We start from the raw sequence: 26,269 nt of genomic DNA, 5'->3' as shown, positions 1-26,269 counted from the left end.
CTCAGCGCAGCTTGGGGTCGAGGGCGTTGCGTACCGCATCGCCGAGCATGATGAACGCCAGAACCGTGATGGACACCATGATCGACGGCAGGATCAGAACGAACGGCGCGTTGCGCAGCTGCTCGGCACCCGACGAGATGTCGACACCCCACGAGACGGTCGGCTCGGCAAGACCGATGCCCAGGAAGGACAGCGTGGCCTCGGCCGAGATGTAGCCGCCGAGCGCGATGGTGGCGACCACGATCACCGGGGCCACCGCGTTGGGCAGGATGTGGCGCAGCAGGATGCGGGAGGTGGAGGCGCCGAGCGCCTTCGCCGCCATGACGTAGTCGGCCTGCTTGATGGTGATGACCGAGCCGCGGGCGACACGGGCGATCTGGGTCCAGCCGAGAAAGGCGAGGGCCAGGATCACGACGTACAGGGCGCGGTCCTCGAAGGAGGTCAGCACCACCATCGCACCGAGGATGAAGGGGACACCGAAGAAGATGTCGGTGACGCGCGACAAGAGCGTGTCGATCCAGCCGCCGAAGTAGCCGGCGAGCATGCCCACGACGCCGCCGAAGATCGTGACGAGAACCGTCACGACCACGCCGACCGAGATCGAGGCGCGGGCGCCGTAGATCACGCGGGCGTAGATGGACCGGCCCTGGATGTCGTAACCGAGCCAGTCCTCCGCGAATACGTTGCCCCAATTGGGCTTCTGGAGGTAGTGCTTGGCCAGGTCGGCGTAGCGCGGGTCGGCGCTGGTGAACAGGCCGGGCGCGATGGCCATGGTCAGCAGCACCACGATCAGGATCCCGGAGACCACGAACAGCGGGTTGCGCCGCAGGTCGTGCCAGGCGTCGGACCAGAGGCTGCGCGGCTTTTCGGGCTTGCCGGCCGCGGGCTGGGCGTCGGTCTTGGCCGCCGGCTCGTCCTTGACGGTGGCTTCGAGTGCCTCAGGCATAACGGATCCTCGGGTCCAGGACCGCGTAGAGCAGGTCGACGATCAGGCTGGCGACGAGATAGACCACCACGATCAGGGTGACGATGCCGACGACCGTCGAGCCCTCGCGGTGCCTCAGTGCGTCGAAGACGGCGTTGCCGACGCCCTTGACGTTGAAGATGCCTTCGGTGACGACGGCGCCGCCGAGCAGGGCACCGAGGTCGGTGCCGAGGAAGGTGACCACAGGGATCAGCGAGTTGCGCATCAGGTGTACGCCGACGATGCGGCGCCGGGGCAGGCCCTTCGCCACGGCGGTGCGCATGTAGTCGGAGCGCAGGTTCTCGGCGACCGACGTACGCGTGAGGCGTGCGACGTATGCGAGGGACAACGAGCCGAGGACGACCGCGGGCAGGATCAGCTCGCCCGCTGGGGCTTCCTCACTGACGTTGGGTTCGACCCAGCCCATCTCAAAAGCGAAGACGTACTGGAGCAGGTAGCCCAGTACGAAAGAGGGAATCGAGATCAGGAGCAGCGTCAGGACGAGCAGTCCCCGGTCCCGGAGAGTGTCGGCCTTCAGACCGGCGAAGATGCCGATGGAGATGCCGACAAGCACGGTGAACGTGAAGGCGAACAGGGCCAGTCGGATCGTGATCGGGAATGCGTCCGTGATGATGTCGGCCACGGGTCGGCCGCTGGCGATCTGCGTACCGAAGTCGCCCTGGAACAGGTTGCCCAGGTAGTTCACGTACTGGTGCCAGAGAGGGAGATCGAGCCCGAGGTCCTTCTTCATCTGGGCGATCTGTGCCGGGTCTACGGTCTGTTCGCCGGCGAGCGCGCGCACGGGATCGCCGGGCAGCGCGTACATCATGGCGAAGACCAGCAAGGTTGACCCGATGAAGACCGGGATCATCTGGAGCAGTCGCCGCGCGACATAACGCCCCATTTTTTGCCTCCGTGTGGATAACTGGGCGCGGGGGCCGCTCCCTTGGTTCAGGGAGCGGCCCCCGTGCCTACCGCCGGTGCGGTGGCGGGTTAACGGCCGAGTGGGGGATGGCCCGCAGGCTGACTACTTCGCGGTGACGCCGGTGATTTCGAAGTCACCGTGGAAGTCGACCTTGACGTTGTCAACAGCCTTCGAGTGGCCACCGTTGATGCGGTACTGCCACAGCGGGATGGCCGGCATCTTCTTCAGAAGAGCCTTCTCGGCGTCCTGGTAGAACTTGATCGACTCGTCCAGGGACTTGGCGTTGTCGCCCTTGCGGAACATCGCGTCGATGTCCTTGTCCGAGAAGCGACCGTTGTTCGACTCGGCCTTCGTGTCGTACAGCTCGCGCATGAAGTTGACGTTCAGCGGGTAGTCGGCGACCCAGCCACCACGGTAGAAGCCCTTGACCTGGTCGTTGTCACGCGCTTCCAGGTCGGTCTGGAAGTCCGGCTTGGCGTCCGGCACGCAGTCGACACCCGTGGCGTTACGGATGGACTCGCAGACAGCGGTGATCCACTCCTTGTGGCCACCGTCGGCGTTGTACTGGATCGTCAGCTTGTTGCCGGGGACACCGCCGCCCTCCTTGACAAGCTGCTTCGCCTTCTTCGGGTCGTACGTGAAGATGTCCGTGTCGAGCTGCTGGTTGCCCTGGACACCGACGGGCGTGAAGCTCGTGGCCGGCGTACGGGTGCCGTTGAGCACCGTCTTGGTGATCGTCTTGCGGTCGATCGCCATCGACAGACCCTGCAGGACCTTCGGGTCGATGTCCTTGAAGGTCTTGCTGTAGAACGCGGGGTTCAGGCTCTGGATCGCCGCGTACTCCTGGTCGATCGCGCGGTCGCCCAGGTCCTGCTTGTACTTCGGCAGGTCCTTCGGGCCGACCTGGCGGATCATGTCCAGGTTGCCGGAGATGAGGTCCTGGTACGCGGCCTCGACGGTCGCGTAGTTCTTGAAGAGGACACCCTTGTTCGCGGCCTTGTTCGGGCCCTTGTAGCCGTCGAACGCCTTGACCTGGATGAGCTTCTTGTGGTTCCACTTCTCGAACTGGTACGGGCCGTTGCCGATCGGCTTCTGGCCGAACGCCTTCGGGTCCGCGTAGAACGCCTTGGGCAGCGGGGCCCAAGTGGCGTAACCCAGCTTGTAGTTGAAGTACGGAACCGGCTTGTCGAGCTCGATGGTGAAGGTGGTGTCGTCGACGACCTTCAGGCCGGACATGACGTCCTTGGTCGGCTCACCCTTCTCCGGGTGGACGTCCTTGAAGCCCTTGATGTCCGAGTACCAAGGCGCGTTCTGCATCTTGTTCTTGGTGTTGGCGTACCAGTTCCACGCGTCGACGTACGACTTGGCCGTGACGTCTTCGCCGTTGTGGAACTTCCAGCCCGGCTTGAGCTTGACCGTCCAGGTCTTGGAGTCCTTGGTCTCCACCGACTCGGCGTTCGTGTAGACGATCCCGCCCTTGGAGTCGAAGTCAAGCAGCTGCGTGAACAGCGACTGGATGACGTAGCTGCCGAGCGACTCGTTCGTGTCAGCCGGGTTCAGCGGCTTCTGCGGCTCACCGACGTCGATCGAGACATAGCCCGCGGGCTTGCCCTTCTCCTTGGCGTCGCTGTCGCCGCTGTCCGAGCCACCGCACGCCGTTGCCGACAGAGCCACGACTATCGCACCTGCGACCCACTTGGCGCTCTTGGCACCGCGCATGGGTTCCTCCTCATGAGTCCACTGATCACTTCAAGAGGGGCACACAGACGGACGCCGACACCCCTGACGGCGATGAAGTCATGTGCCCCAAGTGTGCTCGTGAGTCGGCACTCCCCACAGTGCGTGACCCATTGACCCGAGCTCAATGGAGCCAACTATTAAGTACGTCCGAGCCGTAAACCACACTTAAAGGGTCTCGTTTTGACAACATCGACGTGGGACACCTGCCCGAAATCCGGACAAAGTGATCACAGACAGACACCCGCGAAACGGACTGTTAACGCAGCTTCCGGAGAGCGGCGCCCGATATCCGAACACTCGGAGTCGGAAAACGAGTTGACGAAAGGCCTGGGCCCCCACAGTGTCTGCGGGGGCCCGGGCCTCTGGAGCTGACGGTCAGTCGGCGAGGTCAGCGCACGGTTCAGCGCTTGGCGCGCGAAGCCGTACGGCCGCGCTCCTTCTGGTCCAGGACGACCTTGCGGATACGCACGGTCTCCGGGGTCACCTCGATGCACTCGTCGTCGCGGCAGAACTCCAGCGACTGCTCCAGCGAGAGCTTGCGCGGCGGCACCACGTTCTCCGTGTTGTCCGCGGAAGCCGCACGCATGTTGGTGAGCTTCTTCTCCTTGGTGATGTTCACGTCCATGTCGTCGGAACGCGAGTTCTCACCAATGATCATGCCTTCGTAGACCTCGGTGCCGGCCTCCAGGAAGATGACACCGCGCTCCTGCAGGTTGATCATCGCGAAGGGGGTCACCGTGCCCGAACGGTCCGCCACCAGCGAGCCGTTGTTACGGGTGCGCAGGTCGCCGAACCACGGCTCGTGGCCCTCGAAGATGGAGTGCGCGATGCCCGTACCGCGGGTCTGCGTCAGGAACTCCGTACGGAAGCCGATGAGGCCGCGGGACGGGACGATCCACTCCATGCGGATCCAGCCCGAACCGTGGTTCGTCATGGTCTCCATGCGGCCCTTGCGGGTCGCCATCAGCTGCGTGATCGCGCCGAGGTGCTCCTCGGGGGAGTCGATCGTCATGCGCTCGATCGGCTCGTACGTCTTGCCGTCGACCTGCTTGGTGACAACCTCGGGCTTGCCGACGGTCAGCTCGAAGCCCTCACGGCGCATCTGCTCGACCAGGATCGCCAGCGCGAGCTCACCGCGGCCCTGGACCTCCCAGGCGTCGGGGCGCTCGGTGTCCAGGACGCGGAGCGAGACGTTACCGATGAGCTCCTTGTCCAGGCGGTCCTTCACCTGGCGGGCGGTGACCTTGTGGCCCTTGCCGCCCTTGCCGACCAGCGGCGAGGTGTTCGTACCGATGGTCATGGAGATCGCGGGCTCGTCGACCGTGATCAGCGGGAGCGCGATCGGGTTCTCGGGGTCCGCGAGGGTCTCGCCGATCATGATGTCCGGGATACCGGCGATGGCGCAGATGTCGCCCGGGCCCGCCTTCTCGGCCGGCTTGCGGGTGAGCGCCTCGGTCATCAGCAGCTCGGTGATGCGGACGTTGGACATCGTGCCGTCACGCTTGATCCACGTGACGGTCTGGCCCTTCTTCAGCTCACCCTGCTCGACGCGGCACAGCGCGATACGGCCGAGGAAGTTGTCGGCGTCCAGGTTGGTGACGTGGGCCTGCAGCGGGGCGGCCTCGTCGTACTCCGGGGCCGGGACGTGCGCCAGGATCGTGTTGAAGAACGGCTCCAGGTTCTCGCTGTCCTGCGGGACGGTGCCGTCCTCGGGCTTGGTCAGCGAGGCGACGCCGTCACGGGCGCAGGCGTAGACGATCGGGAACTCGATCTGCTCCTCGTCCGCGTCCAGGTCCAGGAACAGGTCGTACGTCTCGTTGACGACCTCGTCGATCCGGGAGTCGGGGCGGTCCGTCTTGTTGATGCAGAGGATGACGGGCATCCGGGCCTGAAGCGCCTTGCGGAGCACGAAGCGCGTCTGCGGCAGCGGGCCCTCGGAGGCGTCGACCAGCAGGACGACGGCGTCGACCATCGACAGGCCGCGCTCGACCTCACCACCGAAGTCGGCGTGGCCGGGGGTGTCGATGATGTTGATCGTGATGACGTCGCCGCCATCCTTCGGGTGGTACTTCACGGCCGTGTTCTTGGCCAGGATCGTGATGCCCTTCTCACGCTCCAGGTCGTTCGAGTCCATCATGCGGTCGTCGAGGTGCTCGGCGGCGTGCGCGGCGAAGGCGCCCGCCTGCTTGAGCATGGCGTCGACCAGGGTGGTCTTGCCGTGGTCGACGTGGGCGACGATGGCTACGTTACGGATGTCGTGGCGCGTGGGCATGGGTGGAGTGCGCTTCTCTCGATCGTGGGATCGGGCGTCGTAATCGGTTTCGTTCCTCATACGCCCGCCGGGCGGACGCGCCACGGCTACCCCCCATGGTACGGGGCGAGCGCCGCAAGGGCTTCCCGGGCGATCGTTACCGGTCCCGCGCAAGGGATTCTGGGGGTCCCGGCGGGGCTTTGGGCAGGGGTTTTTACTGGCCCTCGGGTCAAAGGGTTTTGGTCACAGGGTTCGGAAACGACCTTGCCCGCCGGGGGCACCGGCGGGCAAGGGACTTGAGCCAATCCTGAGGGTTCCGGCTGCTACCTCTTCTTCGACTTGGAGCCGTCCGTCTTCTTGAAGCCGATGTCCTGGTAACGGGGGGCGGCGAAGCCGAAGGCGCCCACGTTGGCGAGGTCCGGCCTGGTCGCGACCAGCTCGGGGCGCTGGAACAGCGGGATGGATCCCGCCGCGGCCCAGATCCGGGCGTCGGTCCGCCTCATCAGGTCGCGGGCCTCCTTCTGGTCCAGCTCCGCCATGGCCTGGTCGAAGAGCTGGTCGATGTGGTCCGTACCGACGCGCGTGTAGTTCTGCTCGACGATCAGCGACCCGTCGGCGGCCGGCTCCGGCTTGGCGAAGATCGGGCGGGCGTCGGTGGCCGGGTAGGCGGTCGCGGGCCAGGAGTAGAGCGCCAGGTCGTAGTCGCCCGAGGCGATGTGGTCCCTGAAGTAGCTGTCGTCGGGGACCTTGACGATCTCTGTGCGTACGCCGATGTTCTCCAGCATCCGGGAGATCTTCTCCCCGACGGTACGCAGCGACTCGGAGCCGGGGCCGGACGGAAGCACGAAGCGCAGCGCCAGCGGCTCGCCGTCCTTGCCGAGCGGGCCCTTGGCGGCGGCGGGCGCGGGGGCGGGGGTGCCGCGCGGGGCGTAGGCGCCGGGCACGCCGCCCTTCTCCTTGCTGCCGTCCATCTTGCTGCCGTCCATCGCGACGGCCTGCCGCATCAGCACCCGGCCCTGGAGGGCCGCGGCCGGTGCCGGGGCCAGGATGTGCGTACCGGACTCCGAGCCGTAGCTGCCCTCGCCCGGCTTGGAGTCGTTCTTCGCCCGCTTCTCTTTTTCTTTCCCGGCCTTCTCCTTGTCGGACTTCTTGTCGGTCCTCTTCTTGTCGGCCTTCTTCTTGTCGGCCTTGCTGCCCGCCTTCGTGCCGTCCGGCAGCCGCTCCGCCCCGCCCCGCGTCCAGCCCGCGTCCGCGAGCAGTGCCTGCGCGGCCTGGGTGTCCTGAGTGCCGAGTGCGCCGCTGCTGTCGGCGTACGCCTCCTGGCCCGCCAGCGCGAGATGGCTGCCCAGCGGCTGGGCGGGCAGGCCGAGCGGCTTGAGTACGCTCTCGGCGAGCTCCTGGCGGTCGAGCGCGCGGGCCACGGCGCGGCGCACCCGGTCGTCGGTGAGCGGGCCCGACGTGCCGTTCAGCGCGAGCTGCGTGTAGGCCGGTTCGAGGGACTTGCGGATGACGAAACCGCGAAGTACGGCCTGCTCCGCCGCGTACCTCCGCATCGCCTTGCGGGCCTTCTTGCGGGCCTTCTGCTCGGCCTCGGCCTCCTTCTCGGACGAGCCGTGCGCCACCGCCCAGGATCTGAGCGCGGAGGCGGGCGTGATGGCGTTCCCCGGTCCGTGGTTCAGCTCCTTGTCCTTCTCCTTGCGCTTGCGCTTGTCCTTGCCCGCGCCCCTGGCGGCCAGGGCGGCCCGGTCGGCGGTGCTCCGGCCGATCTCGGCGACGTCCAGGTCACCGGCGGCGAGCGCGTAGGCGCGCTCGCCGCGGGGGACGCTTCGGAAGACGAGGGTGTCCAGCTTCGCGGTCTGACCCCACCAGCGGGGGTCGCGTACGAGCGTGGCCTCGCCTTCGCCGCGGTCCAGCTTCTTGAGCTTGAACGGGCCCGCTGTCGGCTTGAGCCGGTCGCGGGCCCCGTCGTTGAAGGAGTCGGGGCTGCCCATCACGTCCATGGGGTAGAGCGGCGTGAAGAGCGAACGCCAGTCAGCGTAGGGCTTGCTGAATGTGACCTTCACCTCAAGGTCCTGGCCGCCGCGTTCGATCTTCTCGATGCGCTCGTAGCCGGCGTTGCGGGCGGTCCAGTACGCCGTGTCCTTGCCGCTCAGCGCGCGCCACTGGGCGAGGAAGTCGCGGGCCCCGATCTCGCGGCCGTCGCTCCACACCGCCTGCTGGTTGAGCTTGTAGAGGACGACCTGCTTGGGCTCGCGCTCGACGACCTCCGCGGACTCCAGGTAGTCGCCGTTGCGCTGCGGGCGGCCCTTGCGGTCGAGGGTGAACAGCGACGGGAGTACGGCGCCCGCGATCCGGCTGGTGGCGGCGTCGGCGTCGGCCTGGAAGACGTTGAGGGTGGCGGGCGTCGTGTCGGTGGCCCAGCGCACCGTGCCGCCGTCGGCGATCCGATCGCGCCCGGCCGGTGCGATGTCCTGCGCAGCCGTCACCGCTGCCGTGCCGTCGTCGCCCGAGGTGCATCCGGCCAGTACGGAGAGCGCGAGCACACCGCTGGCGAGGAGCGCGAGGGAACGGCGAACGCGCTGGGGCCTGCAGCGGGATGCCTCCCCGCGTGGGACGCCGACGTGGGACATGGCTGGTACCTCCGGGGCCGGGGCCCGGCCCACTCCCTGTCGGAATAGGCCCGGTTTTGCTTTTGGCGGCATATGCAGCTGATCACACCTATTGCCCTCCCACTGAAAAGGACCACGCGCGTGAGCCGTGGGAGACACGGCGGCAGACCCCTCCAACCCCACCCGTGCGGCCCAACAGAAGGGGGCGTGCGGCGGGCCGCGCGCCGAGAATCGCTGCACATCCCTTCACAAAAGGGGATGTGACGCGCGACACTCGCAGGCGCATGAGTGTTGCCACCGCCCACTGCGGAAGTGAGGGCAATCATGTCCATGCAAGATGACCTCAAGGCCGTCCAGCGCAGCCTCGACGAACTGGACCGGTCGGTCGCCCGGCTGGAGCAGCAGATCGGCAGCGGCAGCCTGGAGATGCGACGCGTGCGCACGGACGCCGGGCATCTGCGCGAAAGCCTCGCCCTGCTGGGCGAGGCCGCCCCGAACCTGCCGCCCACCAGAGAACGGCCCGACCTGGTGCCCATCCCGGAAGCGCCGTACGACAGCGCCCTGTGGACGGACACGGACGACGAGGGCCTCGGGGCACGCGACCGGCACGCGCCGTAGCCCGTACGTACCGAGCCACGCCGTTGCCGTTCTGTACCGCCACGCATTGGAGTCCTCGTTGGCCACAGGCACAGAACCCCAAGCCCCTACGGGCATCCATGACGCCTCGCGCGCCGCCATCGCCCCGCGGCATCTGCGCACCGACCGCTGGTGGCTGGCGCCCGCCGCGACCGCAGCCGGGCTGCTCGCCTTCATCGTCTACTCGACCTGGCGGGCCTTCGCGAATGCCGACTACTACGCGGCGCCGTACGTCTCGCCGTTCTACTCGCCCTGCCTGGCGGAGAACTGCGAGCCGATGAAGAACGGCCCCAACTGGGAGATCTTCGGCAGCTGGTGGGGCTTGTCCCCCGCCCTGCTGATCCTGGTCTTCCCCCTGGGCTTCCGTCTGACCTGCTACTACTACCGCAAGGCCTACTACCGGGGCTTCTGGGCCTCGCCCCCGGCCTGCGCCGTCGCCGAGCCGCACACGAAGTACAGCGGCGAGACCCGCTTCCCGCTGATCCTCCAGAACCTGCACAGGTACTTCTTCTACGCCGCCGTCCCCGTCGCCGGGATCCTCACCTACGACACCGTGCTCGCCTTCCGCGACGAGCACTACGAGTGGGGCCACATGGGTCTGGGCACCCTGGTCTTCCTCGTCAACATCGCGCTGATCTGGGCGTACACCTTCTCCTGCCACTCCTGCCGGCACATCGTCGGCGGCAAGCTCAAGCACTTCTCCGGGCACCCGGTGCGCTACCGGCTGTGGGGCTGGGTCGGCAGGCTCAACAACCGGCACATGCTGCTCGCCTGGGCGTCACTGGTGAGCGTCGCCCTCGCCGACTTCTACGTCTATCTCCTGGCGTCCGGCGCCTTCGACGACCCGCGGCTGTTCTGAAAGCTGTCTCACAAGCTGTTCAAAAAAATGAAGGGTGCCAGATGACGCAGCTCGACCGGCAGAAGTGGGACGTCGTCGTGGTCGGCGCGGGCGGCGCCGGACTGCGGGCAGCCATCGAGGCGCGGGAGCAGGGGGCCCGTACGGCGGTCATCTGCAAGTCGCTCTTCGGCAAGGCGCACACGGTGATGGCCGAGGGCGGCATCGCCGCGTCCATGGGCAATGTGAACGCCGGCGACAACTGGCAGGTCCACTTCCGCGACACCATGCGCGGCGGCAAGTTCCTCAACCAGTGGCGGATGGCGGAGCTGCACGCCCGCGAAGCACCGGACCGGGTATGGGAGTTGGAGACCTGGGGTGCGCTCTTCGACCGTACGCCCGACGGGAAGATCTCGCAGCGCAACTTCGGCGGGCACGAATACCCGCGCCTCGCGCACGTCGGCGACCGCACCGGTCTCGAACTGATCCGCACCCTCCAGCAGAAGATCGTCTCGCTCCAGCAGGAGGACTTCCGCGAATTCGGCGACTACGAAGCCCGGTTGAAGGTCTTCCAGGAGTGCACGGTCACCAGGGTCCTCAAGGACGGCGAGAAGGTCGCCGGGACGTTCTGTTACGAGCGGGAGTCCGGCCGTTTCTTCGTGCTGGAGGCGCCGAGCGTCGTGCTCGCCACCGGCGGCATCGGCAAGTCCTTCAAGGTGACGTCGAATTCCTGGGAGTACACCGGCGACGGGCACGCCCTGGCGCTGCTCGCGGGCGCACCGCTGCTCAATATGGAGTTCGTCCAGTTCCATCCGACCGGCATGGTCTGGCCGCCGTCGGTGAAGGGCATCCTCGTCACCGAATCGGTGCGCGGCGACGGCGGCGTACTGCTCAATTCCGAGGGCAAACGCTTCATGTTCGACTACGTGCCCGACGTCTTCAAGGAGAAGTACGCCCAGTCGGAGGAGGAGGGCGACCGCTGGTACGAGGACCCGGACAACAACCGGCGTCCACCCGAGCTGCTCCCCCGCGACGAGGTCGCCCGCGCGATCAACTCCGAGGTCAAGGCGGGCCGCGGCTCACCGCACGGCGGGGTGTTCCTGGATGTGTCGACGCGGATGCCCGCCGACGTCATCCGGCGCCGGCTCCCGTCCATGTACCACCAGTTCAAGGAGCTGGCGGATGTCGACATCACCGCCGAGGCGATGGAGGTCGGGCCGACCTGCCATTACGTGATGGGCGGCATCGCCGTCGACTCCGACACCGCCGCGACCCGGGGCGTCCCCGGGCTGTACGCAGCGGGGGAGGTCGCGGGCGGCATGCACGGCTCCAACCGGCTCGGCGGCAACTCGCTCTCCGACCTGCTGGTCTTCGGCCGCCGGGCCGGGCTGCACGCGGCGCAGTACGCGACCGGCTTCGCGGGCTCCGCGCGGCCGGAGGTGGCCGAGGCCCAGGTGGACGCGGCGGCTGCCGAGGCACTGCGTCCGTTCAGCGCGGAGGGCCCCGAGCCGGGCCAGGAGGACAGCCGTCCGCCGGAGAACCCGTACACCCTCCACCAGGAGCTCCAGCAGACGATGAACGACCTGGTCGGCATCATCAGGCGGGAGCCGGAGATGGTGCAGGCCCTGCACAAGCTGTCCGAGCTGCGGGTACGGGCCCGCCGGGCCGGGGTCGAAGGGCACCGGCAGTTCAATCCCGGCTGGCACCTGGCGCTGGACCTGCGCAACATGCTGCTGGTCAGCGAGTGCATCGCGCGCGCGGCCCTGGAGCGCACCGAGAGCCGAGGCGGCCACACCCGTGAGGACTGCCCGTCGATGGAGCGGGAGTGGCGGCGGATCAACCTGCTGTGCCGGCCGGCCGACCCTACGGGCGGGCTCGCCCCTGCCGATCCGGTGCGGGGCCAGATCTCGCTCGTACGGGAGACGACCGACGCCATCCGTTCCGACCTGCTCGCCCTCTTCGAGAAAGAGGAGCTGGTCAAGTACCTCGCCGAAGAGGAGCTCTACGAATGAGCAGCTACACAGCGGCCTTCAGGGTCTGGCGCGGCGATGCGGACGGCGGGGACCTGGAGGACTTCAAGGTCGAGGTGAACGAGGGCGAGGTCGTCCTCGACATCATCCACCGCCTCCAGGCCACTCAGGCGTCCGATCTCGCGGTGCGCTGGAACTGCAAGGCGGGCAAGTGCGGTTCGTGCAGCGCGGAGATCAACGGGCGGCCGCGGCTGCTGTGCATGACGCGGATGTCGGTCTTCTCGCGCGAGGAGACGATCACGGTCACACCGCTGCGGGCGTTTCCCGTCGTACGGGACCTGGTGACGGATGTGTCGTTCAACTACGCGAAGGCGCGGGAGGTGCCCGCTTTCGTGCCGCCGCCGGGGGTTGCGGCCGGTGACTACCGGATGCAGCAGATGGATGTGGAGCGGTCGCAGGAGTTCCGCAAGTGCATCGAGTGCTTCCTGTGCCAGGACACGTGCCATGTGGTGCGCGACCACGAGGAGAACAAGGCCTCCTTCGCCGGGCCGCGCTTCCTGATGCGGATCGCGGAGCTGGACATGCACCCGCTGGACGCGGCCGACGGGTCGGGACTCGACCGCAAGAAGACCGCGCAGGACGAGCACGGGCTCGGCTACTGCAACATCACCAAGTGCTGTACGGAGGTCTGCCCCGAGAACATCAAGATCACGGACAACGCCCTGATCCCGCTGAAGGAGCGGGCGGTCGACCGGAAGTACGACCCGCTGGTCTGGCTGGGGAACAAGATCCGCCGCCGGGCGGAATAGGGGAATAGCCGGTAGCCGACGCCGCGCTTCATCTGTCGTACTGCTCAATGCAATTGACATGATGAAACGGGGATCTACCGCATGTGGAACGGCGACGAACTCGACCTGGACGCCTATCTCACGCACCTCGGGTACGACGGGGACCGCACCCCCGCGCTGGAGACGTTGCGCGCGCTGCACCGCGCGCATGTGCTCTCGGTGCGCTGGGAGAACCTGGACGCGGTGCTGCGCGGTGACGTCCCGCTCGATCTCGGCACGCTCCAGGCCAAGATGATCGGCAACGCGCGCGGCGGCTACTGCTTCGAGCACGCGTCCCTGTACGCGGCGGCCCTGGAGCGGCTCGGCTTCGAGTTCTTCGCGGTCCTGGGGCGGATCCGGATGGGTGCGCCCAAGATGCTGCCGACCACGCACGCGATGATGGTCGTGGAGCTCGACGGGCAGCGCTGGCTGAGCGACATCGGCTTCGGGGCGAGTCCGCTGGAGCCGATCGAGATGACGGACGGGGACGGGACCGAGACGTCGGACGGCGTATGGGCGTACCGGCTGCGGCGCGGGGAGGTCACTCCGGGCGCGGAGGGTTGGACGCTCTACCAGCCGGCGGGCGGGCGCTTCAGCGACGAGACGGGTGACGGCTGGATGGCGCGGCACACCTTCACGCTCGACCCGCAGTATCCGGTCGACTTCCAGACGGGGAACCATTTCATAGCGACGAGCCCGCACTCGCCCTTCAGCAGCCGCGTCTTCCTGCAGCGCGTGCACCCCGACCGGCTGCACCTGCTGGACAACCGGAAGCTGATGACGCTCAGGCCCGGCTCCCACGAGGAGCGGGAGCTCGAACCGAACGAGGTGCCGAAGGTTGTCGCCGACGTGTTCGGGATCGAGCTGACGCCGGAGGACGCGGCGCTGCTGCTGACCAAGCTGGTCTAGGGCGCGACCGGCGCGCTCTTCTTTCCCCTACCCGCAGGGCACCCGCGCACCCGCACGCACCTACCCGCCGTCCTCGTAGTCGCCCGCGTAATTGACGCGCAGCGCGGCGCCTGCGGTGGCCGGCGGTGCGACGAGCAGCACGACCAGCGCCAGGGCGACCCGCTTGGGCCACTTGAGCCGCGGGCTCTTCCACCGTCGTACGAATGCTTCCATGCGCCTCACGCGTCCCATCCGTTCCATGCGGCGCAAGACTCGGTAAGGGGCTCCGGAGGTTCCCTCCCGTCCGGTCGCGGCGCCCCGGGCATGGACATAGCCTCACAAACGTGACGCGAACAGCCGCCCGGGCCTTCCTCAGCACGCTGGTCGCGGTGTGGTGTCTCCTCGTACCCGCAGCCCATGCCGCCCACGCCGAGGACCCCATATCGCTGTCCCGCGACGGCCAGATCACGGACAGGGTGGACGCGCTCGGCAGTCGCACGAACGAGGTGGGAGACGCTCTCGACCGCCTCTACGACGCCCGCCGCATCCAGCTCTTCGTCGCGTACGTCCGCGACTTCTCCGGCAGGCCCGCACAGAGCTGGGCGGACGCCACCGCCGAGCGCAGCGGCCTCGGCCGCGACGACGTGCTCCTCGCCGTCGCCACCCACGACCGGCTGTACGCCTACTCCGTCGACGCCGACTCCCGCCTCGGCGACGCAGGGCTCGACGATGTCGCCAGGACCGCGATCGAGCCCGCCCTGAGGGAGAACGACTGGGCGGGCGCCGCGATCGGCGCCGCTGACGGCTACGACGCGGTGCTCGCCGGGCAGCCTGTCCCGACCCCGGCGATCACCCCCGGCGAGGCCGACCCGGAGCGGGGCGAGGGCACGGGCGAGAGCGGCTCCGGGGACCTGGTGCTGCCCATCGTCGCGGTCGGCGGTGCCGGTGCGCTGGCGGCGTACGCGTATGCCCGGCGCAGGAGGCGGACCGGCACCCGCACCACGCCCGCACAGCCCGCCAGGTGGGGCGGCGTCGAGGAGCCGCAGGTGCCGCAGCCCGAACCGCTGCCGGAACTCGACTCCAGGGCCAAGCGGGAACTCGTCGGGACGGACGACGCGGTACGCACCAGCGAGGAGGAACTCGGCTTCGCGTCCGCCCAGTTCGGCGAGGAGGCAGCCGGGCCCTTCGCCGCGGCGCTCGCGGACGCCAAGAGCGAGCTGGCCGTCGCCTTCCGGCTGCGCCAGCAGCTCGACGACGCCCTGCCGGAGAGCGACGACACGCGCCGCCACATGCTGGACGAGATCGTCGCCCGCTGTACGGAGGCCAACCGCCGCCTCGACGCCGAGTCGGCGTCCTTCGACGAGCTGCGGGACCTGGAGAAGAACGCCCCCGAGGCACTGGCCGCCGCCGAGGCCGTTTTCCGCGAGCTGACCGGGCGTACGAGCACGGCCGGGGCAACACTGACGGCCCTGCGGCAGCGGTACGCCGACTCCGCCACCGCACCGGTCGCCGGCCACGCCGAGCAGGCCGAGGACCGGCTCGCCTTCGCGGCCACCGCCCTCGAAGGGGCGAGGCAGGCTGTCGAAGCGGGCGACACGGGGCAGGCGGCCGTGTACGTACGGGCGGCCGAGGGCGCCGTCGGCCAGGCGGCCACCCTCGTCGACGCCGTGGACCGCCGCGCGCAGGAGCTGGCGGAGGCGGCGGGCAAGCTCCCCGGCGCGCTCACCGAGACGGAGACCGACCTCGCGGACGCGCGCGGCCTGCTCCAGGGGCTCAAGGACGGCAAGGGCGACACGGACGACCACGGCAACCACAGCGACCACGACGCGTCGACGGCGGCCGATCTCCAGGGGCGGATCGCCCGCGCGGAGTCGGTGGTCGCCGACGTACGGCAGGAGGAACAGTCGGGGCGGTACGACCCGATCGACGCCCTGCGCCGGGTGGAGGAGGCCGACGCCCTGCTCGACGAAGCCCTGGCGGGCGCGCGCGAGCGAGGGGCGGCGGGGCAGCGTGCGCGCGCCCTGCTCGACCGGGCGACGCTCACCGCCCGCGCCGCCGTCGGGGCGGCCGCCGACTACATCACCACGCACCGGGGCGCGGTCGGCAGCCAGGCCCGCACGCGCCTCGCGGAGGCCCAGCGCCACCTCGAACGTTCCACCGCGGCGGCGGACGACCCGCAGAACGCACTCACCGAGGCCCAGCAGGCGTACGCCCTGGCCGGGCAGGCGCAGAGCCTCGCCGAAGAGGACGTACGCGGATACGGCGGCCCGGGCAACGGCGGCGGAGGCGACAGGGTCGGCGGGCTGAACGGGGCCGTACTCGGCGGGATCATCCTCGGCGGAATCCTCGGCGGCGGCCGTGACGGGGGCTTCGGACGCGGCTACGGCGGCAGAGGCGGTGGGGGCTTCGGCGGAAGTCCCGGAAGTTTCGGCGGCGGGGGCACGCGTGGCCGAAGGGGCGGCGGTGGCCGGTTCTGACCCGTACAGCACTCACTCTCAGGGAGACACGGCATGACCAAGCAGACCGTCCTCGGTCGCGTGACCCAGCTCGCGAAGGCCAACATCAATGCGCTCCTCGACCAGGCCGAGGACCCGAAGGAGATGCTCGACCAGCTGATCCGCGACTACACCGACAACATCTCCGACGCCGAGGAGGCCGTCGCGGCGACCATCGGCAATCTGCGCCTCCTCGAACAGGACCAGCGGGAAGACGTCGACGCGGCCAACGCGTGGGGCGCCAAGGCGCTCGCCGCCAGCCGGAGGGCCGACGAGAAGCGCGCCGCGGGGTCGGTCGCGGAGGCGGACAGGTTCGACAACCTCGCCAAGGTCGCACTCCAGCGGCAGCTTCAGTCCGAGAAGGAGGCGCAGGCTGCCGAGCCGGTGATCGCCGCGCAGACCGAGGTCGTCGAACCGCTGAAGGCAGGCCTGATTCAAACGAAGGCCAAGCTTGCCGAACTCTCCGCCAAACGCGACGAATTGGCGGACCGCGCCACATCCGCCCAGGCGCAGACCCGGATGCTGGACGTCGTGAAGAGCGTCAACCTTCTCGACCCGACGAGCGAGCTGAGCCGCTTCGAGGGCAAGGTGCGCCGCGAGGAGGCCAGGGCGATGGGCAAGCAGGAGCTCGCCGCATCGTCCCTGGACGCCCAGTTCGAGCAGCTTGAGAGCGGGGGCGACGAAGCCGAGATCGAGGCCCGGTTCGCCGCCCTCAAGGCCAGGGGCCAGTAGAGATCATCAGTAGAGACTCAGCAGCTCGTCGACGCTGAGCTCCCCCGCCGCGTCCCCGTCGGGCAGGGCCAGTTCGAACCACACCGTCTTTCCGCGCGGTGTACGCCGCGAGCCCCACGCCGCGCTGAGCAGCCCGACCAGCTGGAGCCCGCGCCCGCCCTCGTCGGTGTCGCGTGCCCGGCGTCGCCGCGGCTGGACGAGACCCGCGTCCCAGACCTCGCAGACGAGCGTACGGTCGAGCAGCAGGCGAAGCCTGATCTCGCCCTCGCCGTACCGCAGGGCATTGGTGACCAGCTCGCTGACCAGCAACTCCGTGGTGTCGACCAGGTCTTCGAGGCCCCACGCGACGAGCTGCGCCCGCGCCAGTTCGCGGGCCCGTCCCACCGAGCGCGGCCCGCGCGGCATCTGCCAGTCGCCGACCGCCCCGACGGGCAGCCCCTGGATGCGGGCCATCAGCAGGGCGATGTCGTCCTCACCGTGCCGGGTGTCGAGGGTGTTCAGCACGTGGTCGCAGACGTCTTCCAGCGGGCGCGACGGATCGGTGAGCGCACGGCGGAAGGCGAGCAGGCCCTCGTCGAGCGGGTGGTCCCGCGACTCGACGAGCCCGTCGGTGTAGAGCGCGAGCAGCGCACCCTCCGGCACCTCAACCTCGACCTCCTCGAACGGCTCCCCGCCGACACCGAGCGGCATTCCTGGCGGTACGTCGAGCAGCAGGGCCTCTTCGCCGGGTTCGACGATGACGGGCGGCAGGTGCCCGGCGTTGGCGAACGTACAGCGGCGGGTGACCGGGTCGTAGACGGCGTACACGCAGGTCGCGAGGTAGACCTCGGACAGGTCGGCCTCCCGCGCCTTGTGGGCGGCGCGCGAGGCGTGCTGGGCGCCGCTGGGCGTGCCGAGGCCGCGGGCGATCTCGTCGAGTGCCGAGAGGACTTCGGCGGGTTCCAGGTCGAGCAGCGCCAAGGTCCTTACTGCGGTGCGCAGTTCGCCCATGGCGACGGCGGCGCGCAGGCCGCGCCCCATCACGTCGCCGACGACCAGGGCCGTGCGGTGGCCGGGGAGTTCGATGACGTCGAACCAGTCGCCGCCCACTTCGGTCGCCGTATTTCCCGGCAGGTAGCGGCAGGCGATGTCCAGGCCCGCGGCCTCCGGGTCGCCCGGTGGCAGCAGGCTGCGCTGGAGGATGAGGGCGCGTTCGTGTTCGCGCCGGTAGAGGCGGGCGTTGTCGATGCAGACGGCGGCACGTGCGGCGAGCTCGGTGGCGAGTGCCCGGTCGCGTTCTCCGAAGGGTTCGCTGCCCTTCGTACGGGAGAACTGGGCGAGGCCCACGACGGTGTCATGGGCGACCATCGGCACGGCGAGCGTGCTGTGGACGAAGCCGCCGGCGTCCGCCGGTACGACCTGGACGCGGGCGGTGCGCAGGGCGCCTGCGCAGGGCGAGTTGAACGGGTAGCGGTGGATGGCCCCGACTTCGACCGGTCCCGGGTCGTCCCCGTCGGCGACGCATCCGAGGGCGGCCAGCGGGGCGTCGGAGACGGCGCTGGCGAAGGCGACCCGGCGCAGTTCGGCGCTGCCGTCGGCGCGGCCCGGCGGGGCTTCGTCACCGGCGAGCAGGCCCTGGTAGAGGTCGACGGAGGCGAGGTCGCAGAAGCCGGGGACGGCTACGTCGAGGAGTTCGCGGGCGGTGGTCTCCAGGTCGAGGGAGTTCCCGATGCGGGCGCCGGCCTCATTCAGCAGGGCGAGGTTGCGGCGGGCGTCGTCGGCCTCGCGGGCGGCGACGTGGCGGCGGGTCACGTCGATGCCGAGCCCGGCGACGCCGACGGGGCGGCCGGATCCGCTGTGCACCCGGTAGAGGTTGACCGACCAGTGTCTGCGCTCGGGGCTGTCGGGGGCGGTGCCGACGATCTGCATGTCGGTGACGGACTCGCCGGTCTCCAGGACCCGCTGAAGGGCGGCGGTCATCCGCTCGGCCTCGGGGCGGGCGAGGTAGTCGTGAACGGTGCGGCCCCGGTGGTCGTCGGCGGCGCCGCCGAAGACGGTGGCGAACCGCTTGTTGGCGCGCTGCACCGTGAGGTCCGTACCGAACAGGAGGAAGCCGAAAGGAGATTGGCCGAAAATGGCCTGCGAGGAGGCGAGGTCGCTTTCGATCCGGCGCAGTGCGCGGACGTCGACGACGATGCAGACCGCGCCGCGTTCGCCGTCGGCGGTGGCGCTCGGCATCACATAGATCTCCGCGACGCCGTGCGCTCCCTGGCGGCCGGGCATCCGGAACGGGACGAGGCCCGTCCACTCCTTGCCGTCGAGAATCTCGGCGACGCGGTGGTGACCGCGTATGCGGACCTCGGCGGGCATGAACGCCTCGACCGGGTCCTTGCCCACGACATCCCCTGCGGCCAGACCGAACAGCTCTTCGGCTCGCCTGCTCCACTGATCGACCAGCCCGTCGGCACCGATCGAGAAGGACGCGACTCTGATGTAGTCGTAGATAGAGCCGGGCGGGCTGTTCTGCCACATCACTTCGCCCGCCGCCGCTGATATCTCGTTCACGCGACCGTCCCCTCCAGCTCAACGCACCGGACCGCTCCTTCCCGCAGTATTCAGCACTACGGTCCCAACCTGCACGGCGTTCACGATCACAGCACGGTCTCGTTCCTTTTCGGCCGGAGAAGTGTCCGCTTCGACCGGGGAAAATTCCGCTCCTTGATCGTTGTCCCTTCACTCTTCTAACCAGGGAGGGCCAGCTCGAACCACACCGTCTTGCCCGTCCTGCCACGACGAGTACCCCACCGCTGTGCAGAACAGGCCACCAGCTGCATTCCGCGTCCTCCCTCGTCATCGGGCCCGGCGAGGCGTTCGAGCGGCGGATCCGGAAGCGCGTCCGACACCTCGACCAGGAGGACGCGCGGCCCGGCGGGAGCGGATTCGGGGTGCCCGTCGCCCTCGGGACGTACGAGCCGGACGCCGATGGGCCCGGACGCGTGCCGCAAAGAATTGGTCACGAGCTCGCTGACGAGGAGGACGGTCACATCGCCGATGGCGTCCAGCAGACCCCAGTCACGCAGCGTCTCCCGCACCGCATGCCGGGCGGTGCGTACGGCATTGGGCTCAGCAGGGAAGGACCACTCGGCGCAGTCGCCGTCGGTGTCGATCACGCCGACCACATCCCAGATCCCAGACCAGCAGCAAACCCGCGTCCTGTTTCAGGGGGTTAATCAGCACATACCCGATATGCGGGCAGAGCTATCGCGGTCCTCGATGCACTGTGGCACGAACGGCGTACGCGGCGCTCAAACGGACTGGCCGCCGGAAAGGGCGCTCAAGCGACGCACCGCCTCCGCCACTGCGGGCCGGTCCGCCTCCAGCCACTCCACGGAGTCCGCCTCGTGAGGCTGGAGCCAGCGGAGTGCGTCGTGGTCTTGGAGCGGCCGGGGCGTTCCGGAAACCAGCCGGACCGTCCACACCTGGAGGACATGGCCGGGCTTCAGCGGCCACTCGCCGGGGATGCGCTCCAGCGTCTCGGTCTCGACGCCCAGCTCTTCGCGCAGTTCGCGTACGAGCGCCTGCTCGGGGCTCTCGCCGGGTTCGACCTTGCCGCCGGGGAGCTCCCAGCCGCCGGCCAACTCGGGCGGGGCGCTGCGGCGCGCGGCCAGCAGCCGCCCCCGGTCGTACACGGCTGCACCCACCACGACGCGATCGTCCATGCGCGGAGCCTACGACGCGCACGGCGGGTGCCGCTCCTGCTTGACGCCCCGGCCTGCCGGACGTGCCCGGCCTACTGGACGTTCTGACTGATGCGCTCGACCCAGTAGCGCTGCTTGTGCCCGTCGTCGCCGAGGCTGTCCGCGATCTTCTGCGCCTCTGCCCTGGTGGCGTACCTCCCGACGCGATAGCGGCTGCCGTTGTCGTCCTGCCGTATCACCTGCCAAGAGAGCACAGCGCCGCTGTCGTTCATCGTGTGCCTCCGTCCGCCGGTGCACTCGCCTCTAACGATCCCCAGGAAACCGCAATCCGCATATGCCCGAGCGTACGCCTGACCTTTACTCAGCGGATACGCTTTTACACAAAGAGATACGCAACCGGCCATGACGAAGGAGCGCACCCCCGCGAGTGCGCCCCCTCTCCCGCCGTGATTCCTGCCGCGATCCCTCCCCGCGGTTCAGTCACCGGGTTCGGACGGGCCAGGTAATACCTGCCCTCGGTCAGCGGCGACCAGCGGCGGAAGGAGTGCGGCGCGTACCGCAGGGAGTAGTCCTCGCGGCTCTCGTCGGCGGCGAGCTTCGCGTAACTCCGCTTGGGCGGCTGCTCGTCGGGGTCGTCGGGGTCGTCAGTGGCCCGGGTAACAGGTGTGCGGCGGTGTCCGTCATCGGTGACTTCCCGTTCGTCAGTCCGTGTGCGGTACAGGTACGAACGGGAAGCTAAGTCTGGGACATGACAGTCTGTTGTAGCCGCCGATTGCCCGGCGGTTACGGAATGCAGCGCCGCGTTAATGCGTGATCACGGTGGTCGGACGACGTATCCGTGTATCGGTCACTTCACGGGCAGGTGGTATGCGATCCGGTACCGGTCGGCCGGGACCACCACATCGGCCGTCTCGACCGCCAGCCCCGAGGCGTAGTACGTCCGCTCGATGACCAGCACCGCGTGCCCCGGTACGCCGCCGAGCTGGAGCAACTCCTCGGCGAGACCGGGCCGGGCGCCGACCTCCTCCGCGACGTTGTCCACGACGATGTCGATCGCGGCCATCCGCTCGACGACGCCGCAGCCGCCCAGCGGTCCCTCCTCGGGCAGCATCACGGGCGTACGCCCCGTCACCGCCAGGGGCTCCCACGAGGTGGAGAGCATCATGGAATCGCCGGCGTCCCGGAAGACGTACCGCGTACACATCACACGGTCGCCCTCCTGGATGCCGAGGCGCTTCGCAATGTCCGAAGTGGCCTGCTGCTGCTCGCTGCTGGACTCCCAGGTGCCGCGCGCACCTGCCTCGGACTGCTCCTGCCGGAAGGGGTTCGAGGCCCCCGAGCCGCGACAGCCCGCGCGGGAGACGCGGCGCGGGACGGGCTGTTCGCGTACGTACGTACCGGAGCCCGAGCGGCCCTCGACCAGGCCCTCCGCCATGAGGACCTTGCGAGCCTCCAGGGCGACGGTGTCGGAGACGCCGTACTCCTGGCGGATGCGGGCCTGCGAGGGCAGACGGGTGTGGGGTGGCAGGGAACCATTGACGATCTTCTGCCTCAGATCGCCCGCGACGCGCAGATAGGCCGGCTGCTCACCGAATGTCACTGGCCACTCCCATCAGGTTGACAGACAGCAACAGCCTGGCAACCGTGGGTTGTTGACCGCAAGCGCAGGCCAAAGTTTCACCCGAAGTGATGACTTACCTTTACGCAGGGCTTTACCGGGGTATCAAGACAGCTTCGGCTCCGCCGCCCGGCTACGCCGAACCGCCCCCGCGCAGCGAACCCTTCAGCCCGTCACCGGACGTCCCGAGAACGCACACCACGCCACGGTCGAGCAGCCGCCACCCGCGCCGGTCGGGCATGTAGTAGTACATGTCCACGTCGTCCGGCTTGGCCCAGTCCTTCTGCACGTAGTCCGACAGCAGTTCCGTGCAGCGCTTGTCCGCGATGTCGGTGACGGCGTCGTCCCCCGGGTAGGCGCCGCTCCGGTCGATCTCGAAGACCGCGAACACCTCGCCCTGATGCTTCTCCACGCACGGCACGACTTCGACGTCCGTCGTCATGCCCTCCAGCGAACCGCCCGGCGCGTTGAAGCAGTCGCCCATGCTCAGATCCAGCGTGCTCCGCGAACGGGCAGCCTCGCCCACGCCCTCCTTCATGCCGTCCTTGAAGTCCCCCCACGCCTCGGTCACACCGCCCGTCGCGACAGCGAGCAGCACGAGCAGGGTGCTGATCGCGGACAGCACGACGCCCGCGATCGCCATGCCCTTGCCGCTGTCGCCCCGCTTCTTGATCTGGCTGAGGGCGATGATGCCCAGGATCAGGCCGAGCGGCGGTATGCAGCACACGATGCCGACCACGAGGGCGGCGACAGCCAGTCCGTTGGTCTTGGGCCGCTGCTGGGGCGGCACAGCACCGTACGGCTGCTGGAACGGCTGGGGCGGCGGTATGTCCACGGGTACGGAACTCCTCGTCGGGGCGGGTCGAACTGCCGCGCGCATGGTACGCGGCGGACCGAGGAAGACGTAACGCGGCCGACAACTGCCCCAAATGCACAACGAAAAGCCAAAGCAAGGGGCGGCCGCACAAGCAGCCGCCCCCGCTCAGTCACTCACTCACGTACTCACTCACTGGGACTCACTCGCTGAACCGTCAGAACTGCAGGGCCCAGGAGTCGATCTTCCCGGTGTCCCACGACGCGTTGTCGTTGACCCGCAGCTTCCACGTGCCGTTCGCCACCTCGGACGAGGCGTTGACCGTGTACGTGGTGATCAGGTTGTCGCTGCTGCCGCCCGTGCCGTAGCCCTTGAGGGTGTAGGCCGTGCCGTCGGGCGCGATCAGGTCGACCTTGAGGTCGCCGATGTACGTGTGCTTGATGTCGACCGGCACGCTGAGGGTCGCGGGCGCGTTGCCGGTGACGCCGCTGACGGTGACCGGGGACTCCGTGGTGGAGTGGTCATTGATCGCGTAGTCGGTGAGGTTCTCGAACCGCTTGCCGGGGGGCGGCGTGGTGCCGCCGTCGCCGACGTACAGCAGGCGGTTGGGCGAGCCCGTGCCCGGGCTGGTCACGACGCCCGTGGTGGCGGCCGACGTCAGCGCGGAGGAGACCTGCGCCGGGGTGGCCGTCTTGTTGGCCGCCAGGTAGAGCGCGGCCGCGCCCGCGACGTGCGGCGAGGCCATCGACGTACCGGAGATGGTGTTCGTCGCCGAGTCGCTGCTGTTCCAGGACGAGGTGATCGACGAACCCGGCGCGAAGATGTCGAGGATGCTGCCGTAGTTGGAGTAGCTGGCCTTGGCGTCGGTGCTGGTGGTGGCGCCGACCGTGATCGCCTCGGCCACCCTGGCGGGCGACTTGGTGGAGGCGTCGGTGCTCTCGTTGCCCGCGGCCACGGCGTAAGTGACGCCGGAGGCTATGGAGTTGCGTACCGCCGTGTCGAGGGCGGAGTCCGCGCCGCCGCCGAGGCTCATGTTGGCGACGGCCGGCTTGACGGCGTTGCGCGTCACCCAGTCGATGCCCGCGACGACCTGGGCGGTGGTGCCGGAGCCCTGGTTGTTGAGGACGCGGACGCCGACGACCTTGGCCTTCTTGGCGACGCCGTACGCGCCGCCCGCGACCGTACCGGCGACGTGCGTGCCGTGGCCGTGGCCGTCCTGCGCGGTGTTGTCGTTGTCGATGGCGTCGTAGCCGTAGGAGGCGCGGCCGCCGAAGTCGCTGTGCGAGATGCGTACGCCGGTGTCGATGACGTACGCCGTGACACCCTCCCCGGCGGCGTCGGGGTAGGTGTAGCTCTGGTTCAGCGGGAGGGCCTTCTGGTCGATGCGGTCCAGGCCCCACGACGGCGGGTTGGGCTGGGTCGCGCTGACGGTGAAGGTGCGGTTCTGTACGACGGAGTCGACGGCCGGGTCGGCGGCGAACTTCTTCGCCTGCGCCTCGGACAGCTCGACGGCGTACCCGTTGAGGGCCGCGGTGTACGTCTTCTTGATCTTGGCGCCGTACTCCTTGGCAAGCGCCCTGCCCTCGGCGGAGCCGGCCTCGGCCGCCTCTTCGTCGAGGGTCACGATGTAGCTGCCCGCGATGGTTCCGGGGGCTCCTGCGTTCTGGATCCGGCCCTCGGCGGCGTCGGCCGCACCGGCGGGAAGGGCGGAAACGGCGCCGAGCGCGAGGGCTGCGACGGCGGTGGCGCTGGCGGCGGCGATTCTTCGCCGGGAACTACGCATCACGGACATGTGAGGGGTCCTCCTCATAGGCGGTGCGCTGGTGGGGGGCCGGTCGACAGGAGCATGACAAATGACGCTGCGGAGTCCGCGCCCTTTCTCACGCCCTACTGACAGGCGAAAGATTGGCGCATCCATAGGAATCCCACAAGGGCTTCACCGCTCTCGCAATCCGCCTGCCGCACGCCCGACATGACTGGTTGTCACACGCTCGCCGTGACGCGCCGTGCCTAGGCTTCGGGCATGACGCCCAAGACGATCTACCGCTGCCCGGTGGACGGCACCAGCGAGCCCGCCGAATCCCTCACCTGGCGCTGCCCGGCCTGCGGCGGCCCCTGGGATCTGGACTTCGCCCCCACCAGCCCGGTTCCGCTCGACTCCCTCGCGGGCCGGGTGAATTCACTGTGGCGGTACGAGGAAGCACTCCCCCTGCGGAACCCGCCATTCAAGGACTCACCCCCCACCATCACGCTCGGCGAGGGCCGCACCCCTCTCGTACCGCTCACTGACACGGTTTCGGCCAAGCTCGACTTTCTGATGCCGACGCTGTCTTTCAAGGACCGCGGCGCTGTGATGCTCGCCGAACTGGCCCGCCGCCTCGGCCCCGACCGGGTCACCCGGGTGATCGCGGACAGCAGCGGCAACGCGGGCACGGCGATCGCCGCGTACTGCGCGCGCGCCGGACTGCCCTGCACGGTGTACGTGCCCGAGGCGACCTCCCCCAAGAAGACCGAGCAGATCCGCGCACACGGCGCCCAGCTCACCCTCGTCCCCGGCGACCGGGAGACCACGGCCCGCGCCGCCCGAGCGGCAGCCGACGAACCCGGCACCTTCTACGCGAGCCACGTCTACAACCCGCACTTCCTGCACGGCACGAAGACATACGTCTACGAACTGTGGGAGGACCTGGGCGGCCGGCTCCCCGACTCGATCGTCGTCCCGGTCGGCAACGGCACGCTCCTGCTGGGCGCCTCACTCGCCATCACGGAACTCCTCGCCCACGGCCTCATCGACGAGCGCCCCGCCCTGATCGCCGTACAGGCGGAGGCGGTGTCACCACTGGCAGCGGCGTTCCACGCGGGAGCCGACGACCTCACCGCCCTCACCACACCCACCGGTCCCACACTCGCCGAGGGCATCGCCATCCCGAACCCGCCACGCGCCCGCCAGATCCTGCGCGCGGTACGGGAGTCCGGCGGCAAGTTCCTCACGGTGACCGAGGATCAGATCCGCGCCGCACAACTGGACCTGGCAGGACGCGGCCTCTTCGTGGAATCGACCGGCGTCGCCTGCTGGGCCGCAACGGCAGCATCCCCGCCGCCGCCCGGCAGGACCGCCGTGGTGCCGCTGTGCGGCGCGGGCGCGAAGACGGGGGTGGCACCCACCGCCCCCTAGGGGGTGTCCGGTCGGTCTCCGTGGGAGAAGGAGCGGGGCTTGGTGCGTGCAGCTGCAAGGCGGAGGAGGGAGGCGACGCGGAGCGTCGCCGAGTGACGACAACGCCGCAGATG

At 69.0% G+C, this 26,269-nt stretch carries 21 protein-coding genes; 8 read left to right on the top strand and 13 right to left on the bottom strand.

The window, feature by feature from the left end:
• Nucleotide 1 precedes the first annotated feature (1 nt).
• From PXH83_RS20160 to PXH83_RS20140, 5 genes are all read right to left on the bottom strand, one after another.
• Nucleotides 2-946 carry an ABC transporter permease gene (locus PXH83_RS20160; RefSeq protein WP_274561771.1) on the bottom strand — a complete coding sequence of 315 codons (945 nt, stop codon included), beginning with the start codon at nucleotides 944-946 and terminating at the stop codon, nucleotides 2-4.
• Nucleotides 939-1,868: an ABC transporter permease gene (locus tag PXH83_RS20155; RefSeq protein WP_274561770.1), complete on the bottom strand. Its 930-nt coding sequence runs from the start codon at nucleotides 1,866-1,868 to the stop codon at nucleotides 939-941. Before PXH83_RS20155 ends, PXH83_RS20160 begins: the two co-directional genes overlap by 8 nt.
• A 123-nt stretch (nucleotides 1,869-1,991) precedes the next feature.
• Complete coding sequence (locus PXH83_RS20150) at nucleotides 1,992-3,608, bottom strand: peptide ABC transporter substrate-binding protein (RefSeq protein WP_274561769.1); 1,617 nt, start codon at nucleotides 3,606-3,608, stop codon at nucleotides 1,992-1,994.
• 421 nt (nucleotides 3,609-4,029) lie between these two features.
• The gene (gene typA / locus PXH83_RS20145; RefSeq protein WP_274561768.1) at nucleotides 4,030-5,901 is read right to left on the bottom strand and encodes a translational GTPase TypA; all 1,872 of its coding nucleotides are present in this window, start codon (nucleotides 5,899-5,901) and stop codon (nucleotides 4,030-4,032) included.
• Nucleotides 5,902-6,203: 302 nt separating this feature from the next.
• Nucleotides 6,204-8,510: an ABC transporter family substrate-binding protein gene (locus tag PXH83_RS20140; RefSeq protein WP_274561767.1), complete on the bottom strand. Its 2,307-nt coding sequence runs from the start codon at nucleotides 8,508-8,510 to the stop codon at nucleotides 6,204-6,206.
• 303 nt (nucleotides 8,511-8,813) lie between these two features.
• Between PXH83_RS20140 and PXH83_RS20135 the strand changes: the two genes are divergently transcribed.
• From PXH83_RS20135 to PXH83_RS20115, 5 genes are all read left to right on the top strand, one after another.
• Nucleotides 8,814-9,107 (top strand): hypothetical protein, encoded by a 294-nt coding sequence (locus tag PXH83_RS20135; protein WP_274561766.1) that lies wholly within the window; start codon nucleotides 8,814-8,816, stop codon nucleotides 9,105-9,107.
• Between the two features lie 58 nt (nucleotides 9,108-9,165).
• The gene (locus tag PXH83_RS20130; RefSeq protein ID WP_274561765.1) at nucleotides 9,166-9,984 is read left to right on the top strand and encodes a hypothetical protein; all 819 of its coding nucleotides are present in this window, start codon (nucleotides 9,166-9,168) and stop codon (nucleotides 9,982-9,984) included.
• A gap of 41 nt (nucleotides 9,985-10,025) precedes the next feature.
• Entirely contained in the window at nucleotides 10,026-11,972 is a 1,947-nt protein-coding gene (locus PXH83_RS20125; RefSeq protein WP_274561764.1) for a fumarate reductase/succinate dehydrogenase flavoprotein subunit, read from the top strand.
• Nucleotides 11,969-12,739: a succinate dehydrogenase/fumarate reductase iron-sulfur subunit gene (locus PXH83_RS20120; RefSeq protein ID WP_274561763.1), complete on the top strand. Its 771-nt coding sequence runs from the start codon at nucleotides 11,969-11,971 to the stop codon at nucleotides 12,737-12,739. Before PXH83_RS20125 ends, PXH83_RS20120 begins: the two co-directional genes overlap by 4 nt.
• Before the next feature lie 81 nt (nucleotides 12,740-12,820).
• Entirely contained in the window at nucleotides 12,821-13,666 is an 846-nt protein-coding gene (locus PXH83_RS20115; protein WP_274561762.1) for an arylamine N-acetyltransferase family protein, read from the top strand.
• 60 nt (nucleotides 13,667-13,726) lie between these two features.
• Here the strand turns inward: PXH83_RS20115 and PXH83_RS20110 are convergent, their stop codons facing one another.
• Nucleotides 13,727-13,888: a hypothetical protein gene (locus PXH83_RS20110; protein ID WP_274561761.1), complete on the bottom strand. Its 162-nt coding sequence runs from the start codon at nucleotides 13,886-13,888 to the stop codon at nucleotides 13,727-13,729.
• A gap of 101 nt (nucleotides 13,889-13,989) precedes the next feature.
• Here PXH83_RS20110 and PXH83_RS20105 point away from each other — a divergent pair, with 101 nt between their 5' ends.
• Nucleotides 13,990-16,122 carry a TPM domain-containing protein gene (locus tag PXH83_RS20105; protein ID WP_274561760.1) on the top strand — a complete coding sequence of 711 codons (2,133 nt, stop codon included), beginning with the start codon at nucleotides 13,990-13,992 and terminating at the stop codon, nucleotides 16,120-16,122.
• 33 nt (nucleotides 16,123-16,155) lie between these two features.
• Nucleotides 16,156-16,872 carry a PspA/IM30 family protein gene (locus PXH83_RS20100; protein ID WP_274561759.1) on the top strand — a complete coding sequence of 239 codons (717 nt, stop codon included), beginning with the start codon at nucleotides 16,156-16,158 and terminating at the stop codon, nucleotides 16,870-16,872.
• A gap of 6 nt (nucleotides 16,873-16,878) precedes the next feature.
• Here the strand turns inward: PXH83_RS20100 and PXH83_RS20095 are convergent, their stop codons facing one another.
• The 7 genes from PXH83_RS20095 to PXH83_RS20065 all read right to left on the bottom strand — a co-directional run bounded on the left by PXH83_RS20095 (nucleotide 16,879) and on the right by PXH83_RS20065 (nucleotide 24,773).
• Nucleotides 16,879-19,383: a SpoIIE family protein phosphatase gene (locus PXH83_RS20095; RefSeq protein WP_274562916.1), complete on the bottom strand. Its 2,505-nt coding sequence runs from the start codon at nucleotides 19,381-19,383 to the stop codon at nucleotides 16,879-16,881.
• Nucleotides 19,384-19,592: 209 nt separating this feature from the next.
• Nucleotides 19,593-20,030, bottom strand: coding sequence for an ATP-binding protein (locus PXH83_RS20090; RefSeq protein WP_274561758.1), 438 nt, complete (start codon nucleotides 20,028-20,030; stop codon nucleotides 19,593-19,595).
• A 126-nt stretch (nucleotides 20,031-20,156) separates the two neighbouring features.
• A complete protein-coding gene (locus PXH83_RS20085) occupies nucleotides 20,157-20,570 on the bottom strand; it encodes a (deoxy)nucleoside triphosphate pyrophosphohydrolase (protein WP_274561757.1) in 414 nt (137 codons plus the stop codon).
• Between the two features lie 71 nt (nucleotides 20,571-20,641).
• Nucleotides 20,642-20,821, bottom strand: a complete 180-nt coding sequence (locus tag PXH83_RS20080) for an SPOR domain-containing protein (RefSeq protein WP_274561756.1) — start codon at nucleotides 20,819-20,821, stop codon at nucleotides 20,642-20,644.
• Between the two features lie 575 nt (nucleotides 20,822-21,396).
• A complete protein-coding gene (locus tag PXH83_RS20075; RefSeq protein WP_274561755.1) occupies nucleotides 21,397-22,149 on the bottom strand; it encodes a GntR family transcriptional regulator in 753 nt (250 codons plus the stop codon).
• A gap of 151 nt (nucleotides 22,150-22,300) precedes the next feature.
• Nucleotides 22,301-23,002 (bottom strand): DUF4190 domain-containing protein, encoded by a 702-nt coding sequence (locus PXH83_RS20070; protein WP_274561754.1) that lies wholly within the window; start codon nucleotides 23,000-23,002, stop codon nucleotides 22,301-22,303.
• 196 nt (nucleotides 23,003-23,198) lie between these two features.
• A complete protein-coding gene (locus PXH83_RS20065) occupies nucleotides 23,199-24,773 on the bottom strand; it encodes a S8 family peptidase (RefSeq protein ID WP_274561753.1) in 1,575 nt (524 codons plus the stop codon).
• Between the two features lie 231 nt (nucleotides 24,774-25,004).
• Here PXH83_RS20065 and PXH83_RS20060 point away from each other — a divergent pair, with 231 nt between their 5' ends.
• Nucleotides 25,005-26,156 carry a threonine synthase gene (locus PXH83_RS20060; RefSeq protein ID WP_274561752.1) on the top strand — a complete coding sequence of 384 codons (1,152 nt, stop codon included), beginning with the start codon at nucleotides 25,005-25,007 and terminating at the stop codon, nucleotides 26,154-26,156.
• Nucleotides 26,157-26,269: the final 113 nt, after the last annotated feature.

It is taken from the genome of Streptomyces spiramyceticus, assembly GCF_028807635.1.
Lineage (GTDB): Bacteria > Actinomycetota > Actinomycetes > Streptomycetales > Streptomycetaceae > Streptomyces > Streptomyces spiramyceticus.
This window is presented reverse-complemented; position numbering and strand designations above follow the sequence as displayed.